This window comes from Microcoleus sp. S28C3, from assembly GCF_036700785.1.
In the GTDB taxonomy this organism is placed as follows: Bacteria; Cyanobacteriota; Cyanobacteriia; order Cyanobacteriales; family Microcoleaceae; genus Microcoleus; species Microcoleus asticus.
Genome location: NZ_JAUBPO010000061.1, coordinates 1 through 17,185, shown reverse-complemented (window position 1 = coordinate 17,185; position 17,185 = coordinate 1). Strand labels below are relative to the sequence as shown.

Genomic DNA, 17,185 nt, shown 5'->3' with positions numbered 1-17,185 from the left:
GTTGTGTGTGTGATGGAGCGAACTTCCCTGGTTTTATAAGTTTATATCTTAACCTTCCATTGGTTTTTGGCTATTGGCCATTTTGCTTATTTTTTAAGAGAGCGATCGAACTCTGCTGAGAGGCGCGCGGTTCGGCAATAATCCTAATAGATTTACTTTTTTTATTGGTAACCTTTAAGGTTATTTCGAGCGACATTTTTAACAAGTACGTTTCTCAAGTTTGCCCTATACCCGCCAGGGGTTGAAAACCCCTGTCTAACAGCTAAAGTCAGTTAAAACTGATTGAAAAGTTTGGTATGTATGGCTTTGAGTCCTCATAGCGAGGACTTTCGCTTTCAGACGGGGGTTGAAACGAACGGCAAACTGCGGGCAAAGGTGGAATCTGCGGGCCCAGAATATTCAGGTGTTGTCAATTTTAACTTTTCACGATCGCCCCAAAGTCAGCTAACACCCGCGCGTGATTCCGCAGCAAACCCAGTAAATTCAACCGATTTTGCTTAATTTCGGGGTCGGAGTCCATCACCAAAACGCTTTCTGGCCCGTCGAAAAAGTTGCTGACAGTCGGAGCAATCTCAGTCAAGCTATCTACTAATTGCTGGTAATCGCGAGTTTGTTTGGATAGCAGCGTTTGCGGCACTAACTGCACGACTGCATCATAGAAAGCTTGTTCAGACGACTTTTGAAATAACTCCGGTTTCACCGCCGTTTTCGGTTCCAATTCTACTTTATCCAAATCACCTTGAGCCGCCAAACGAGTTGAACGGTTGACGGTTTCGTAAATCAGATCCAAAGTCTGATTATTGCGGATTTGTTGCAGAAAAAGCGCTCTTTCCAGTGCGTCCAACAAATCTCTCAATGCTCGTTCAGTATATTCTGGGTCGTTTTCTCCCAAAACTGCATTTACCAAATCGTAATCTACATTCTTTTCTTCTTGCAACAAAGTCCGAATTCTTTGCAAGAAAAACTCGTATAACTGATCGAGCAACTCCGGCGGTGTTTCTGGGCGCGTTGCGGTAAATTCGGCAACAACTTCTGCGAGCAACTTGTACAAGTTGACTGGCAACTCAGCCGCCCAAATAATGTTAGTTATTGCATTGGCTGCGCGGCGCAAAGCAAAGGGATCGGATGAACCAGTCGGCAACATTCCCAAGCCGAAGATGCTGACTAATGTATCTAATTTGTCGGCTATTGCGACAACTTGACCTGTCAGAGTTTGCGGTAAATTATCGCCAGCGCCTTTGGGCAAATAATGTTCAAAAATCGCTGTGGCTACTGCTTCCGGTTCGCCGCTTGCTAAGGCGTATTTCTGCCCCATGATTCCTTGCATTTCGGGAAGTTCGTAAACCATTTGGGTTACGAGGTCGGCTTTGCAAAGCAATGCTGCTCTTGCTATGTAAGCTTGTTCTTCGGCTGTTATTTGCAGTTGATTTGTGATTAGGCTGGCAATCTTGCACAGCCGATCGACTTTTGCGCGCACTGTCCCCAAATCTTCCTGGAAAGTAACTTTTTCCAACTTGGGCAAATAATCCTCTAGAGGCTTTACCAAGTCTGCTTTGTAGAAAAACTGACCGTCTGCCAATCTCGCCCGCACTACTCGCTCGTTACCGGCGGCAATAATCGCCGCTTTAGCCGGGTCGCCGTTGGAAATTGTAATAAAATAGGGCAGAAGTTCGGGAAAATCGGGGCTTTTGAGGATGGGAAAATACCGCTGGTTTGTAACAATAATTGTGGTGATTACTTCCGGCGGCAATATCAAAAATTCCTCGTCAAATTTGCCGACAACTGCATTCGGCCATTCTACTAAGTCGGTGACTTCTTCTAACAAATCTTCGGTAATGTCGGCGTAACCGCCTTGTTTTGTTGCTGCGGCTTCTACTTGTGCTTTGATTTGAGTTTTGCGCTGGGTTCGATCGACCTCCACGCAAGCAGCCCGCAGACACTCGACATAATCCTCGGCTTGCGGAATCGAGACCCCCCCCGTCCCCCCCTTGCCAAGGGGGGGTGTAGGAAGCGATGTCTCCCCCTTACCAAGGGGGGGTGTAGGGGGGGTGTATAACACCCGGTGTCCTTGGGAAATTCGATCGCTATTGACCGTATCCGAACCGCTCACCAATGTAATTGGCAGTACAGTATCATCCAAAAGTGCCACCATCGATCGAATCGGGCGCGGAAACTTCAAATCTCCGTCGGCCCACCGCATAAATCTTTTGCCTTCTAACTTATTAATCCACTGCGGCACAAGTTCTGCTAAAATATCCGCACTCATCCGGCCCGGAATCTTTTTGAGCACAAAAACAAAATCGCCTTTATCGGTAGCGCGAACTTCCAAAGCATCAATTTCTACGCCCTGCTTTTTCGCAAAACCTTCGGCTGCTTTCGTCGGTTTGCCATCTTTAAAAGCGGAACTCGCCGGCGGCCCTTTTACCTCTTCTTCTCTATCTAATTGCTGAACTGGTAATCCTTTCACCAGAACGGCCAAACGCCTCGGAGTAGCGTATACATTAATTGAGTCATTTGTCAAGGATTCTTCTGCCAGACTTGCAGGTACAAGCCGCTGCCACTGCTCGGCGCTGCTTTTGACAAAAGATGCGGGCAATTCTTCCGTACCGAGTTCTAATAAAAAGTTAGCCATATAACAGTTTTAGGTGTTTGTGTCAATAGGCAATTAATCTGCCCGTTCAATCATTACAAAAGTTACCGATCGCCAGTTAAAAAAAGCCTGCAATTGCGCTCGGGATAACCCAAATACAGAATTATTTTAGCGATGCGCAAGTCCTATTAGATCCAAAAAAGAATCAAATGATCAGCATACCACGTAAAATCGGGGGTGAAAGACAAATAGCTCAACAGCTCATGACCTTGGCGGAAAGACTGGCACAAGATTGGAAGTCGCGACTTGAACAAGATTGCCCGGATGAGAGTTCTAGCACTCGCGAGAGCGTTGTCCGCTGGCTGTTGGGAGACAGGCCAGAAAGATTTGACACTCTTGCTCCGGCTCAGCTAACCGTCGCCTCCGGCGCGATCGACTTTTTATATCGAATTTTGCTTTCTCGGTATCTGGGAGTACCGCCAGAAAAAGCTTACCGCAACTTGATCGGGCGGCTCGGCGGTTTAGTGGTGCTCCGGCAAAAAATCCAAGCATGGGTTTCCCTGAGTCGCGACAGACAGCGGAGTGCGGTGGAGGTACTGCAAGAAGTGATTCAGGAAATGCTCAATTCCGATCGCTACCTGCAGCAGCAAGTCGCCTGGATTGCCGAATGCACCTCAGACAGACGCCTGCGAAATGCTTTGCTGCTGGCGAGCACAGAAGAATACTGCTTGCGGCCGATCCGCAACCAGCCGCTGCTGGTGTACCGTTTTGTCAACTACCTGCGGCGTTCCCAGCGGGGCGGGTTGACGCAAGTGCCTGCGGGAGACTGGGTGCGGCTGGTGTCGGAACAGGTTCTACCCGACGATACAGACGAACCGCTCAGCCTGCTAGACGAACAGGCAATGTCCGAGTATCGAGAAAATCAAGCTTGGGAAGAGCAGCAAACTCAGCGGCAGATTGTCCAACAAGAATTTGAAAATTACTTGGCGGCTGAAGTCGATCCGCTAGCTTCCCGGTGGCTGCGGCTTTACCTGCAAGGTCGTTCCCAAGAGGCAATTGCCGAGGAGTTGAAGGTTCCTATCAAGCAAATTTACCGCTTGCGAGAAAAAGTCAGTTACCACGCGATTCGGGTTTTTGCGGTCAAACAAGCACCGGAATTAGTCGCCAACTGGCTGGAAACTTCGCTCCAAGAACACAGTTTGGGCTTGACTCCCGCTCAGTGGCAGCAATATTTACAAAACCTCACGCCGGTGCAGCGGCAGTTGGTAGAATCGCTGAAAGCAGGCAAAAGTGTAGAGACGATCGCATCTGAATTAAAGCTGAAAACCAATCAAGTCATCGGCGAGTGGAGCAAACTCTATTTAGCAGCTCAATCGCTCCGCAACGAGTAGATCGATCATGGGTGGCAGGCAATTGCTCGCGGTTAATTGGCGGTAGCATTTTTCAGAATCCGCGCTACAAATCAATTCCCGGACAGCCACAAAGTGCTGCGAGTTTCCCCGTGGAAAACCGCACGATGCCCCTTGTATCAAATCAGGTTAGATCGATCGGGATATCGTAGCGCTGGCGCGACGATCGCGATCGGAGACGATCGCAGTCAACTCTCTGGGCTAAGATACTAGCAGCACGATCGACTTTTTAGGGTGTTTTAACCAATCCTAAATTCAGCGGTTGCCCGTAAATCTCGGTTCGGGTGCATCTATAATACTTGCGCGTTAAAGACATAATTCTGTCGTTGCCAGCCACGGGAAGCAATCTCCCGCGATCGATGATAGTTGGTCTAGACTGCGCCTGTTATCATCAAGTTCTCCATCTTTTGGTAGAATTTGAGGCTGCAATAGAGAAGGGAGAAAATTCGGGGACTAAGGATTTTTATTTCATAAAAGCTTCCGGTTGTTAGACCAATTCCTCCGTCAGGGAAGTTGCAGCGTTTAAATTTATCGCATCAGGTTGGTGCGTCGCGCTCGATCGCGCTTCCAACTACATAGCAGCTAATGGTACATACATCTTCAACAGACTCGGCAGCTACAATGGACTCCGATCGAATCTTTCACCTAATCGACACAGTTGTCCCCTTTGAAGCTTGCCTTTACTATCAAGTTTTGCCTTTATCTCTAGAAGGTAATCTGTTTAAATTGGGCGTAGTCGATGCCCAAGATGATTCCGCCTTGGACTACGTGCAGCGGATTTTAGCTTACATGAATTGCTCAGTCACAACAGAGCCAATTGCCTCGGAAACTCAGCGCTCGATGCTCTCAGCTTACTTGCTCCACGGGAGCCAGCTCAGAGAACCCAGCCAGACAGAAACCGCCGCAGCCCCAACACCCAAAAATCCCGCACCAGCAACTTCAGGCCCCAAAGCAGAAACGCTGCTGTCTGTGCCAGAACCCTCGATGCCCGCTCCTGAACGCTTTAAACCTGCTGGCGCTGAGGTTCGCCCGACACCGACACAGCTATCGGTTTTGAATGTCGAGGCCTTGCACTTGTCAAGCCAAGTGGAAGTTTTGGCAACTTTGCCCGCGCCCCAACTGCTGCAAGAATTGCTCGGTAGAGTGCTGCGAGAGGGTATCGGCCGCCTGTTTTTTGAGCGGCATCAGTCCCAAGGTCGCATTCTTTGGAGTCAAGACGGCGTTTTGAAATCGATGCTCGAAGGTATCGATATCGTCCTGTTCCAAGAGGTCATCGACGAGTTGAAGCGGCTGACAGATATGCCTGTTTGCCCGGTGGAACAGCCCAAACAAGTCGAAGTTGAGCGCATATATCAAAACACTCATTTGCTGTTGCGCTTGCGGGTAATGACGGTGGGTGGCAAGGAAGAAGCAACCCTGCAAGTTTTGCGGGGGGCCGCTTTGAGGTTTTACCAGCAGCAGCAGTTGTCTACTTTGAGTCGGGACGCACTGCGGCTGGCAGAAGAATTGCAGCGGAAAGTGAATCAAATTCGCGATCGAACTCGCCTTTCTCCTGTGCCTTTAGAGGGGTTGCCCGCTTTGGAACAGGTGGTTAGAAATGTTGACGACCAAATTGAAGCTTTGCTGCACGAACACAATCCCGAGCAGCCCTAATCAACCATAGATCGCTGTTTTGAATTTTCTTTAACTCACATCAAGTCCGGTCAATCGATTTTAGATTTTAGATTTTAGATTTTAGATTGAAGCATTGACCCCACGGATAAATTCGGGGGGCAAGTTTCATCGGAAACAGGTTTTTTATTTCTCCACGGATGAATCCGGGGGCTTGTATCCTGGATGCTTTCGGTCAAATAATAATAATTACGTTTGTAGTGAGGACTAAAGTCCGAGCGAGTTTCATGATAACTCAAGTCTTCACTACAAACCAATTTGATAGCAGTTCTGCGAGGTGACAGAATATTATACCAGTTCCCAAAAAAATGCAACTGTATTCCCGTGCTCTAAACCCTGGTAGTCATCAGTCATTCCCAATCTAAAATCTAAAATCTAAAATCTAAAATGGTATTAGCCGTGCTCGAAAACATTGTTGTACTGCAATAAATCCAAACTCACAAAAACAGGCAAACACTGAAAACATTGCTGTGCAATTTCCCAGCGTTCTTCTCGCTGCAACATAGCAGTCAACTTTTGTTTAGCGCTCAGCAAATAGCGGACATCGTTAGCAGCGTAGCTGAGTTGGTCGTCTGAAAGATGCTCGGAATTTCCCCAGTCAGAACTTTGAGAAGTTTTGTTTAGTTCTACTTTTTCCAATTCTTGGATTAAGTCTTTAAGTCCGTGTTTGTGGGTGTAAGTTCTCGCAAGTTTGCTTGCTATTTTTGTGCAGAAAACAGGTGCAATGTCAATACTTAAATTGTAACGCATTGTTGCCAAATCGAAGCGCGCAAAGTGAAATACCTTCTCAATATTTTCAGCTTCCATTAGCTTTTTTAAATTCGGCGCCGCAGTCTGGCCTTTGGCAATCCGCACCGCCACTACTTTACCTTGCGGATCGCACAACTGAACCAAACACAAGCGATCGCGCCACGGTAGCAAACCCATTGTTTCCGTATCAACGGCGATCGCCGGAGCAGTCAAATAATAAGATAAGAGAGAATCGGGAATATCACGATCGCACACTTGAAAATCTGGAAATTCCATTATTGGTAACTGTTGACTGTTGACTGTTGACTGTTGACTGCCTTCTTCCTTCTTCCTTCTTCCTTCTTCCCTCTTCCTTCTTCGTTTTTCCTTCTTCCTTCAGCTTATCGGCTGCGAACAAAAAGCTGAGTAAAATAATACTCGCCTTTGGCATTTTTTGCAACCCCAATACCGGTCACATTAAACTGACCTTCCATATTCTTGCGGTGGCCCTCACTTTTAATCCAACCCTCAACAGCATTGCGTACCGGGTCGCTGAAGCCGAAATTGTAAGCAACGTTTTCAGCTACGCTTTGATAAGGAATAGTAATTGCCTTCGCCCGGCCTTCAAATCCATCGTGGCTGAAACGTACTTTACCGTTAGCCATATTTTGGCTGTGAATTCTTGCTATCTGAGTGATTCGCGGATCGATACTCAGCGGCGGCAACTTTTTAGATGCTCGGTATTGATTTATCTGTTGGTTAACCGCTTTTTCTAAGTCAGTAATAGCACTCGAAGCAACATTAGTATTCATGGGAGTTTGTGGCAGCGATCGCACCGGAATAAACGTGTCACACTTAGGCAGGATTGTCAACAATCCCAAGCACATCAACATCAAACCTTTGGACATGAAATCAAACGAGAAATAAAGTTAATTGTTACCGATTCCTACAGAGCGATCGCCCCACATTCCGCCAAACTAGATATTTAGAACTTTCGCCACAGTGTTCACGTCTTTGTCGCCGCGTCCCGAACAGTTAAGCACAATCCGCGGATTGCCTGTTAGCTGCGGGCAGAGAGTCTCTAAATAGGCGATCGCGTGAGCAGTTTCCAAAGCCGGAATAATCCCCTCCAACTGCGAAAGCCGCTGAAATGCTTCCAGCGCTTCTGCATCAGTTACGCTATAATATTCAGCTCGGCCCGCATCCTTCAAATAACTATGTTCCGGCCCCACACCCGGATAATCCAAACCCGCACTAATCGAATGTGGCTCAATCACTTGACCTTCATTATCTTGCAGCAAATAACTCATCGCCCCGTGCAGAACTCCCACACTTCCCTTAGTTAAAGTAGCAGCGTGTTTATCAGTTTCCACACCTTCGCCCGCCGCTTCAATACCGATCAATCTGACAGTTTCTTCCCCGACAAACTCGTGAAAAAGACCCATTGCATTAGAACCGCCGCCGACGCAAGCTAATAAAATATCCGGCAAACCAGCCCACTTTTCCTGACACTGAGCGCGGGTTTCTTGACCGATTATCGCATGGAAATCGCGCACCATCATCGGGTAAGGATGCGGGCCCGCTACCGAACCGAGAATGTAATGAGTTGTCTCCACATTTGTCACCCAATCGCGAATCGCTTCGGAAGTCGCATCTTTCAGCGTTCCCGTACCCGCCGCCACCGGCCGCACTTCGGCTCCCATCAAGCGCATTCTAAACACATTTAAAGCCTGTCTTTCCATGTCGTGAACGCCCATGTAGACAACGCATTCTATACCGAAACGAGCGCAAACTGTGGCGGTAGCAACGCCGTGTTGGCCGGCACCAGTTTCAGCAATTACCCGCTTTTTGCCCATGCGTTTTGCCAGCAATGCTTGAGCTAAAGCGTTGTTGATTTTGTGAGCTCCGGTGTGGTTTAAATCTTCGCGTTTGAGGTAAATTTGCGGGCCAGTTCCGTCTGCTTTAGCGTAGTGCTCGGTGAGGCGTTCGGCAAAATACAAAGGGCTGGGGCGGCCGACATAATCTTTGAGCAATTGTTGGAGTTGCTGTTGAAATTCCGGTTCGCTGCTGTATTTGTGGAAAGCAGCTTCTAGTTCAAATAAAGCCGGCATCAGGGTTTCGGGGACGTATTTGCCGCCGAATTTGCCGAATCTGCCGAGGGAGTCGGGGCGTTGAGTGCTGGTTTCGGGAGTGAGATGCAGGGGGGTGACTGTCACGAACTTTGTGGGGATAATGGGACAGATTTCATTATATCGAGTCGATGGGGCTGTGGGCGATCGGGTGCGATCGCGAGGGCTGCAAGAAATCGCTGGGATGGCTGAAGTTGGTTTGAGCCTTCAATATATTGTGCTGTAAGGGTTTCAGCGATTTTTTTTGTGGGTGAGAGGCTATTTGTACAGACATTTTTGGGAGCGATCGCAAATTGCCTGTGGACACGTTGCGCTGTATGGGGTGTATAATCAAGCTCTCCTCACTCGTTGGGGAAACTAATTGAATGAAAACATTGCTCTATTTTTAGCTTCTTTAGGAATTTCTTTCGTTATCTCCCCACTTGCTGGGGAAATTAATTGAATGGAAACATGAAAAACTTAGAAACCCGACTCCTTGAAGAAGTCGGGTTTTTTACGCTTGCATCCGATCGCACTTACGAGATTAGGATTTACGCAAGGGTGGTCAGAAACCGGGTTTTTACGAGAATATTTCGTTGCAGCGCGCAGATAAGGTAAAAAACCCGATTTCTTTGGTCGCACTGCGTCCACTATTGTAGATAAAATTAAATTTCCCGCTCAAATCAAATCCCTTAAGATCGCAATTATCCATCCTTCTCATCTCTTCCTCAGCGCCCTCAGCGCCCTCTGCGGTTAAATCCTCCAAAAACAACCGTAAACGATATAATTCAATCAAAACCGGGAAATGTGCGATCGTCCTTAAGCCCGCCAGGGAATGAATTACCTGTCTCATAGCTAAAGTCAGTTAAAACTGACTGCTAATATCAAGTACAATCTCTGCAAAACCAACTGTAAATCTCATAGATTATCTTCCCTGAAAACTCATCTAAATCAACCATTCTCAAACACATCCTACAGTCCTCGACCGAGGACTTTCGCTATGAGGCGGGGGTTTCAACCCCTGCCGGACTGCCGGACTCATCGGCTACTTAGCCTAACTCCAAACACCAAACTACTATGAGTACATCAAAGCCAAAAAACTCCAATTCCAATAACCAATCAGGAAAACGAATTGTTTATTCCGAATTTGGCAATGTTGACAACTCCGCCGCCCTCGAACGAGGAATACAAGAAGTCCCCCCAAATCAACAAAACCTCAAAATTGAAGCATCCCGAAAAGGACGCGGCGGCAAAACTGTTACAGTTATCAGCGGCTTTCAGGGAAAACCCGAAACATTAGCAACTCTAGCCAAACAGCTAAAAGCCCAATGCGGTACTGGCGGCACTGTCAAGGAAAATGAAATCGAAATTCAAGGCGAACACAAGCAAAAACTGCTAGAAATTATCACCAAGTTAGGCTATAAAGCTAAAATTAGTGGAGGGTAAATTAGTCAATAGTCATCAGTGTATGGGCGGGGCTGGTTTATGATATACTTAGTTTTAAACATAGATGGTTGGTAAAACCCGCCCCTACATCGCGCAAATTATACGATCGCGAATCAACCAGAAATGATATTACCAATTACCGCCAATTTTTAATGTACACTCGACCTTTAGCTCGTTTAATCGAACAATTGCAGCGCTTGCCCGGAGTCGGTCCAAAAACAGCCCAGCGTTTAGCTTTACATATTTTGAAGCGACCGGAAGAAGAAGTGCAAGCCCTAGCTAAATCTTTGATTGATGCCAAACAGCAAGTAGGTTTCTGTCAAGTATGCTTTCACTTATCTGCTGACCCTGTTTGCGAAATTTGCCGCAATACCAACCGCGACAGTCATACCATTTGTGTAGTGTCAGAATCCCGCGACGTAATCGCTTTAGAAAAAACGCGAGAATATATGGGCAAATATCATGTTGTTGGCGGCGTTATCTCGCCGATGGATGGAATTGGCCCGGAACAATTGAACATTCAACCGTTAGTCCGGCGCGTCAGCCAGCAAAAGGTTAAGGAAGTAATTATTGCTATTAGTCCCAGCGTGGAAGGCGAAACTACTACTCTTTATATCGGTCACTTATTAAAACCTTTTACCCTAGTGACGCGGATAGCTTTTGGTTTGCCGATGGGGGGAGATTTGGAATATGCCGATGAAGTTACATTGGCTCGTGCTTTGGAAGGAAGGAGAGAGTTGGATTAGTTCTTCAATATTATTCGGCGGCTGAAACCGATCCTACGCAAACGAAGTCCGCCTGCACGAACTAACAGCGGACTAACAACAGATAATAAGGCTACACTAAACTAAGTTACCGATAGTGAAAAATCATGGCTAAATTCGATCGACCTTTCACCTACCCCACAACCCGCAAAATCGACCAAACAGACGACTACCACGGCGTCAAAGTACCTGACCCCTACAGGTGGCTGGAAAATCCCGATTCTGAGGAAACTCAAGCTTGGGTGGAAGCCCAAAATGCAGTTACTTTTGCCTACCTCAACGAAATTCCGGCGCGGGAAAAAATCAAACAGCGCCTGACTCAACTTTGGGATTACGAGAAATACGGCATACCTTTCAAAGAAGGCGATCGTTATTTCTACTACAAGAATAATGGCCTGCAAAATCAATCCGTACTCTACACTTTGACATCCCTCGACGGCGAACCCAAAGTATTAATTGACCCCAACACTCTCTCAGAAGACGGAACCGTTGCTTTGGGTGGGGTAGCTATCAGCGAAGACGGCAAACTTATGGCCTACGGTTTGTCAACTTCCGGCTCCGACTGGCAGGAATGGAAAGTCCGCGATGTGGCAACCGGCGAAGATTTATCAGATCATTTAAAGTGGATTAAATTTTCAGGAGCATCCTGGACTCACGACGGTAAAGGCTTTTTTTACAGCCGCTACGACGAACCCAACGAAAAAACCAAACTAGAAGACGTTAACTATTACCAAAAACTGTTTTACCACCAAATCGGCACGCCGCAATGTGAAGACGTATTAATCTACGAGCGATTAGACCAGAAAGAGTGGGGATTTAGCGGCGGCGTCACCGAAGATGGCCGTTACTTAATTATATCTGTTTGGCAGGGAACGGAAACGAAAAACTTGATTTTCTACAAGGATTTAACGGCACCGGAATCAACAGTTGTAGAACTCATTAGCGAATTCGAGGCTGAGTACAGTTTCATCGACAATGACGGTTCTCTTTTCTGGTTTCAAACAGACTTGAATGCACCGCTGGGCCGCATAATTGCGATCGACACCAACAACCCACCTCCTTCATCCCTCGCTGGTGATGAAACCGCCCCTGAATCCCCCTGCAAAGGAGGGATTCAGGGGGGATTCACAGAAATTATCCCCGAAGCAGCAGAAACTCTCGAAGGCATTAATCTCCTGAACAATCAATTTGTCGCTTCCTACTTGAAAGACGCTTACACCCAGATTAAAATCTTCAACTTAGACGGCTCTTTCGTGCGAGAAGTGGCATTGCCCGGAATAGGTTCGGCGGGAGGATTTGGCGGCAAGCGGCACGATACCGAAACTTTTTATGCTTACACCAGTTTCACCGCGCCCAACATCATCTACCACTACAATATGGTGACAGATGAAAGTACGATTTATCGGCAACCAAAAGTCGATTTTAATCCCGAGGATTACGCAACAAAACAAGTATTTTACCCGAGCAAAGACGGTACGCAAGTACCGATGTTTATCACGCACAAGAAAGGCTTGCAGTTGGATGGCAACAACCCCACCTACCTTTACGGCTACGGCGGTTTTGGCATCTCGCTGACTCCGAGTTTTTCTGTTAGCAATGTCGTGTGGTTGGAGATGGGCGGAGTTTATGCGATCGCCTGTTTGCGGGGAGGCGGCGAGTACGGTGAATCATGGCACCAAGCAGGCACAAAGTTGAACAAGCAAAACGTGTTTGACGACTTTATCAGTGCCGCTGAATGGTTGATCGAAAACAAGTACACCAAACCGGCTAAATTGGCGATCGCAGGCGGCAGCAACGGCGGTTTATTAGTGGGAGCTTGCATGACTCAGCGGCCGGAATTGTTCGGTGCAGCACTGCCGGCAGTCGGCGTCATGGATATGTTGCGCTTCCACAAATTTACCATTGGTTGGGCTTGGACTTCTGAATACGGTTCGCCGGAAAATCCCGAAGAATTTTCCACAATTCGCGGGTATTCTCCCCTGCACAACCTCAAACCGGGAACGGCTTATCCGGCGACAATGATTACAACTGCCGATCACGACGATCGAGTAGTTCCGGCCCACAGTTTCAAGTTTGCTTCTGCTTTGCAAGAAACCCATGCGGGAGAAAAACCGGTGTTAATTCGCATTGAAACGAAAGCGGGACACGGTGCCGGCAAACCCACTGCGAAAATCATTGAAGAATTGGCAGATGAATGGGCTTTTTTAGTGCGGGAACTCGATATTAACTAACGTTTAAAAAGTGCGGAATTGGGGGTGGCGCAGTCGGAGAAAGTGCGATCGCGCCACCCTCTATTTTTCTGCCTCTCCCGTAGGGTACGCACGCAGCACAAACCACCTCACCCTAGTATTTGAAATAATTTTTTGACCTAATCTCGCGTTCAATTTTCACATCCTGCGATCGCTTCACTACTTTTGGCTGCGGACACCCGAAAATTAAAATCATAGATTAGTGCAACTTGGCAACTCCTAGCTCGTGTTAACTTGCCTGACGCGATGTTAATTTTTGTATGTTTTAGTGGCATTTTTAATCTTTTTTTGATATGGCTTCAAGATAAGTAAATTTGGTGGCGATGTCAATGACCAACAGTAGTAAATCGCATCGAAAATTAAAAATTTTCCAATTCTCCGAAACCACCTTTTTAAGTTGACTTACGGTGAAGATTCAACAAAAAATCCTACTTACAACGGTACTGAGAAGCCTCGCGTTACCGGAATTACTGCCTTTTTTCAGCAATGCGTAAGTAATTGGCGATCGAAATCTCCATGTTCTTGCATAGCCTCTTCTCCAATAAAAAGAACTGACTGGCGCAGTCAAAGCCAGAAAACGCTTGCCTAGGAGTTGGGGTGATTTGTCCTCCTAGCGACCCGTGATCGCCCGCAGCAGTCCTCGTCCAATTCTTTGCTAAAATCTCAAAAAAACACGTAAGTATTAAATTATCTGTATAAAAATAATTCATCGAAAATTTATATTTTTGTGTTTATGGAATATTATCAAGGTGGGTAGGCTAAAACAAATAACTAAATCAGGGAATAATGGAAATGATCTCCCATCTGCCGAATTTTTCTGCCGTAAAAATACCTAAATTTACGAATATTGCCACTAAAAACAACTTTTTTAAAAAAGCAAGCTCTACAGCATGGCGTGAAGCGAAAAAATCTCTAGTGATTGTTGACTCCCGAGTAGAAAACTACGAACAATTGATCGGTGGTATTAAAGCTGGAACCGAAGTATTTGTACTCAATCCAACCAGGGGGGCGATCGAGCAAATCACCGAAATTTTGGGTCAGCGCAGCAGCATCAATAGCCTGCACATAGTTTCTCACGGCCGAGAAGCAGCAGTAGAAATCGGCTCAACAGAACTTAATATTGATAATCTAGAAACCTACAGCCACCAATTGCAGCAGTGGGGAAAAGCCCTTAGCGAATCCGGCAGCATTCTACTTTACGGCTGTAACATAGCAGCCGGCGAATCAGGCCTTAAATTCATACAAAAACTCAGCGAATTAACCGGGACAAATATTGCGGCTTCCAATAATTTAACAGGGAGTGCAGCATTAGGTGGCGACTGGGAATTAGAAATTGCTACAGGACAAATAAATACCGAAATAGCCTTTGAAAAAAAAGTCCTAGAAGGCTATACATCAGTCCTGGCTACCTTAGCGGCTGAAGAATTTAAAAATTCAACAGTAATCGGGCCTTGGATATATGGAGTTGGCAACACCCTTACAGATAACCCAGGCTTAACCGCAGGTAGTACACCCAACAGCAGCGGCGTTATTCCCGCTTTAGGGACTGGCGATCCACCTGGAACAGGTACTTTGAGATTAACATCAAATGAATTTACACAAGCAGCTTTTGTAATCTACAACAACCCAATCTCTGCCACTGAGGGTCTGAAAGTTACCTTTGATTTCTTTGCCTATAACAGAGGTACTGTCCCTTCTCAAGGGGATGGTTCCCTCCTTGGTGCCGATGGCATTAGTTTTTTCCTGATTGACGGAACAGCTACGCCAACAGAAGCGGGAGGATATGGTGGCTCTCTCGGCTATGCTCAGAATAATAATAGTCCCGCTTCACTTGGTATTTCAGGAGGTTATTTAGGTGTCGGATTAGACGAGTTTGGCAATTTTTCTCTCCCTCAAGGAGGAGCGGGAGGGCGTGTGGGCGGCCCCGGGCCGCGGCCGGATTCATTAGGACTTAGAGGCAGCCAAAGCACATCTTATAATTTTTTAACAAGCACTTCCATTGCCATTGGCATAGATAATAAAGATACAACCACTCGCACTGCTGCTAAAAGAAGCGTCCAAATTACATTATTCCCGGCCAATTCAATAATATCTCCTAACCGTCTGACAGTTGCCTTCGACTTAAACACCAATGGCATCTTTGATCCGGGCGAAACACTGATCGACATACCAAATTTGGCAACCGTAAACGGAACAGTGCCACGTACTTTTAAATTTGGGTTTGCTGCTTCGACAGGGGGAAATACAAACATTCACGAAGTTAATAATGTCATCGTCGAAAGTCTAGAGCCCCCTACACTCGTAGCCGACGTTTCCATTGTTAAAAAAGGCCCGCTCTATGCCATACCCAATAGCACGATTACCTATACGATTACTTCCACAAATAACGGGCCAAACAGCGCCGAAAGCGTCCTGATTCAAGATCCGCTCCCAGAGGGCTTAACTTTCGTCAGCACTGACAACGGCGGTACTTTCAACCCCACAACGAGGACGGTCATCTGGCCGGCGATTCCGACTCTGGCTAACGGTGCTAGCGAAACCCGCACCATAACCGCAATAGTTCCGGCAACAGTCGGCGCTGCCTTAACTAACAGTGCCTATAGCACATCCAGCACTTTCGACCCAAATCTAGCTAACAACAATAGTTCCCAACCAATCTCTCAAGTCTCAACTACAATTGTTGCTGCTAGTGCCGACGTTGTTACCACCAAAAGCGGGACTGCGACAGCAGCAGCGGGTGAAAGAGTTACTTACACAATTTCGACAGTCAACAACGGCCCAAGCACAGCCGAAAACGTCACCGTTACCGACACCATCCTTCCGAATTTAACAGGAGTAATTCCCTCCAACGGAGGTGTCTACGATGCCGCTACAGGTATAGTCACCTTCTCGGCTATCAACTTAGCCAACACAGCCACCGTCACCAACACAGTCAGCTTCATCGCGCCCCCATCCGGCAGCGTCACCAACACCGCCAGAAGTACCTCACCTACGCCTGACCCCACTCCGGGCAACAACGAAGCTACATTCACCACACCTCTGACACCTAGTGCCGACGTTGTTACCACCAAAAGCGGGACTGCGACAGCAGCAGCGGGTGAAAGAGTTACTTACACAATTTCGACAGTCAACAACGGCCCAAGCACAGCCGAAAACGTCACCGTTACCGACACCATCGTTCCCGGCTTAACAGGAGTAATCGCCTCCAACGGCGGTGTCTACGATCCCGCTACAGGTATTGTCACTTTTGCTGCAGGCAGCTTAGCCAACACAGGCAGTGTCACCAACACAGTCAGCTTTGTCGCACCCCCATCCGGCAGCGTCAGCAACACCGCCAGAAGTACCTCACCTACGCCTGACCCGACTCCGGGCAACAACGAAGCTACATTTACCACACCTCTGACACCTAGTGCCGACGTTGTTACCACCAAAAGCGGGACTGCGACAGCAGCAGCGGGTGAAAGAGTTACTTACACAATTTCGACAGTCAACAACGGCCCAAGCACAGCCGAAAACGTCACCGTTACCGACACCATCCTTCCGAATTTAACAGGAGTCATCCCCTCCAACGGAGGTGTCTACGATCCCGCTACAGGTATAGTCACCTTTTCGGCTATCAGCTTAGCCAACACAGGCAGTGTCACCAACACAGTCAGCTTCATCGCACCCCCATCCGGCAGCGTCAGCAACACCGCCAGAAGTACCTCACCTACGCCTGACCCGACTCCGGGCAACAACGAAGCTACATTCACCACACCTCTGACACCAACTCCAACACCGACTCCAACTCCAACTCCAACACCGACTCCAACAACTCCAACTCCAACACCCACTCCAACACCCACTACAACGCCGACTCCAACTCCAACTCCAACACCGACTCCAACAACTCCAACTCCAACACCCACTCCAACACCCACTCCAACGCCGACTCCAACAACTCCCACTCCAACGCCGACTCCAACAACTCCAACTCCAACACCGACTCCAACAACTCCAACTCCAACACCGACTCCAACAACTCCAACTCCGACTCCAACAACTCCAACTCCAACGCCGACTCCAACAACTCCAACTCCAACACCGACTCCAACAACTCCCACACCAACGCCAACTCCAACTGACAACCAACCGCCATTAGCCAACAATGCCAACTCCAGCCTCGGGCCCAACAGCAGCCAGTTAGTCACGGGATTGGGAGGAAGCGACCCCGACGGGT

At 47.6% G+C, this 17,185-nt stretch carries 13 protein-coding genes; 7 read left to right on the top strand and 6 right to left on the bottom strand.

Annotated elements, in window-relative coordinates:
- Positions 1-415: 415 nt before the first annotated feature.
- The gene (gene glyS / locus QUA13_RS18570) at positions 416-2,632 is read right to left on the bottom strand and encodes a glycine--tRNA ligase subunit beta (RefSeq protein ID WP_333200810.1); all 2,217 of its coding nucleotides are present in this window, start codon (positions 2,630-2,632) and stop codon (positions 416-418) included.
- A gap of 167 nt (positions 2,633-2,799) precedes the next feature.
- Here glyS and QUA13_RS18565 point away from each other — a divergent pair, with 167 nt between their 5' ends.
- Together QUA13_RS18565 and QUA13_RS18560 are read left to right on the top strand one after the other, a co-directional pair.
- Positions 2,800-3,981, top strand: a complete 1,182-nt coding sequence (locus QUA13_RS18565; protein ID WP_333200808.1) for a HetZ-related protein 2 — start codon at positions 2,800-2,802, stop codon at positions 3,979-3,981.
- Positions 3,982-4,584: 603 nt separating this feature from the next.
- Positions 4,585-5,652 (top strand): hypothetical protein, encoded by a 1,068-nt coding sequence (locus QUA13_RS18560; protein ID WP_333200806.1) that lies wholly within the window; start codon positions 4,585-4,587, stop codon positions 5,650-5,652.
- Between the two features lie 411 nt (positions 5,653-6,063).
- On the opposite strand, the gene QUA13_RS18555 is transcribed toward QUA13_RS18560, so the two are convergent.
- From QUA13_RS18555 to trpB, 4 genes are all read right to left on the bottom strand, one after another.
- The gene (locus tag QUA13_RS18555) at positions 6,064-6,696 is read right to left on the bottom strand and encodes a ribonuclease D (protein WP_333200804.1); all 633 of its coding nucleotides are present in this window, start codon (positions 6,694-6,696) and stop codon (positions 6,064-6,066) included.
- Entirely contained in the window at positions 6,662-6,817 is a 156-nt protein-coding gene (locus QUA13_RS18550; protein WP_333200803.1) for a hypothetical protein, read from the bottom strand. Before QUA13_RS18550 ends, QUA13_RS18555 begins: the two co-directional genes overlap by 35 nt.
- On the bottom strand, positions 6,801-7,307 hold the full coding sequence (locus tag QUA13_RS18545) for a CAP domain-containing protein (protein WP_172187659.1): 507 nt from the start codon (positions 7,305-7,307) through the stop codon (positions 6,801-6,803). Before QUA13_RS18545 ends, QUA13_RS18550 begins: the two co-directional genes overlap by 17 nt.
- 69 nt (positions 7,308-7,376) lie before the next feature.
- Positions 7,377-8,615, bottom strand: a complete 1,239-nt coding sequence (gene trpB, locus QUA13_RS18540) for a tryptophan synthase subunit beta (protein ID WP_333200800.1) — start codon at positions 8,613-8,615, stop codon at positions 7,377-7,379.
- Positions 8,616-8,631: 16 nt separating this feature from the next.
- Here trpB and QUA13_RS18535 point away from each other — a divergent pair, with 16 nt between their 5' ends.
- Positions 8,632-8,754, top strand: a complete 123-nt coding sequence (locus QUA13_RS18535; RefSeq protein ID WP_333200798.1) for a hypothetical protein — start codon at positions 8,632-8,634, stop codon at positions 8,752-8,754.
- A 333-nt stretch (positions 8,755-9,087) separates the two neighbouring features.
- Here QUA13_RS18535 and QUA13_RS18530 read toward each other — a convergent pair whose 3' ends face one another.
- Positions 9,088-9,360, bottom strand: a complete 273-nt coding sequence (locus QUA13_RS18530; RefSeq protein ID WP_333200796.1) for a hypothetical protein — start codon at positions 9,358-9,360, stop codon at positions 9,088-9,090.
- A 224-nt stretch (positions 9,361-9,584) separates the two neighbouring features.
- Between QUA13_RS18530 and QUA13_RS18525 the strand changes: the two genes are divergently transcribed.
- The 4 genes from QUA13_RS18525 to QUA13_RS18510 all read left to right on the top strand — a co-directional run.
- Positions 9,585-9,953, top strand: a complete 369-nt coding sequence (locus QUA13_RS18525; RefSeq protein WP_172187651.1) for a translation initiation factor — start codon at positions 9,585-9,587, stop codon at positions 9,951-9,953.
- 152 nt (positions 9,954-10,105) lie between these two features.
- Complete coding sequence (gene recR / locus QUA13_RS18520) at positions 10,106-10,699, top strand: recombination mediator RecR (RefSeq protein WP_190744271.1); 594 nt, start codon at positions 10,106-10,108, stop codon at positions 10,697-10,699.
- Between the two features lie 125 nt (positions 10,700-10,824).
- A complete protein-coding gene (locus QUA13_RS18515) occupies positions 10,825-12,948 on the top strand; it encodes a prolyl oligopeptidase family serine peptidase (RefSeq protein ID WP_333200794.1) in 2,124 nt (707 codons plus the stop codon).
- Positions 12,949-13,752: 804 nt separating this feature from the next.
- Positions 13,753-17,185 (top strand): DUF4347 domain-containing protein (locus QUA13_RS18510; protein ID WP_333200792.1); only part of this gene is annotated, 3,433 nt, incomplete at its 3' end.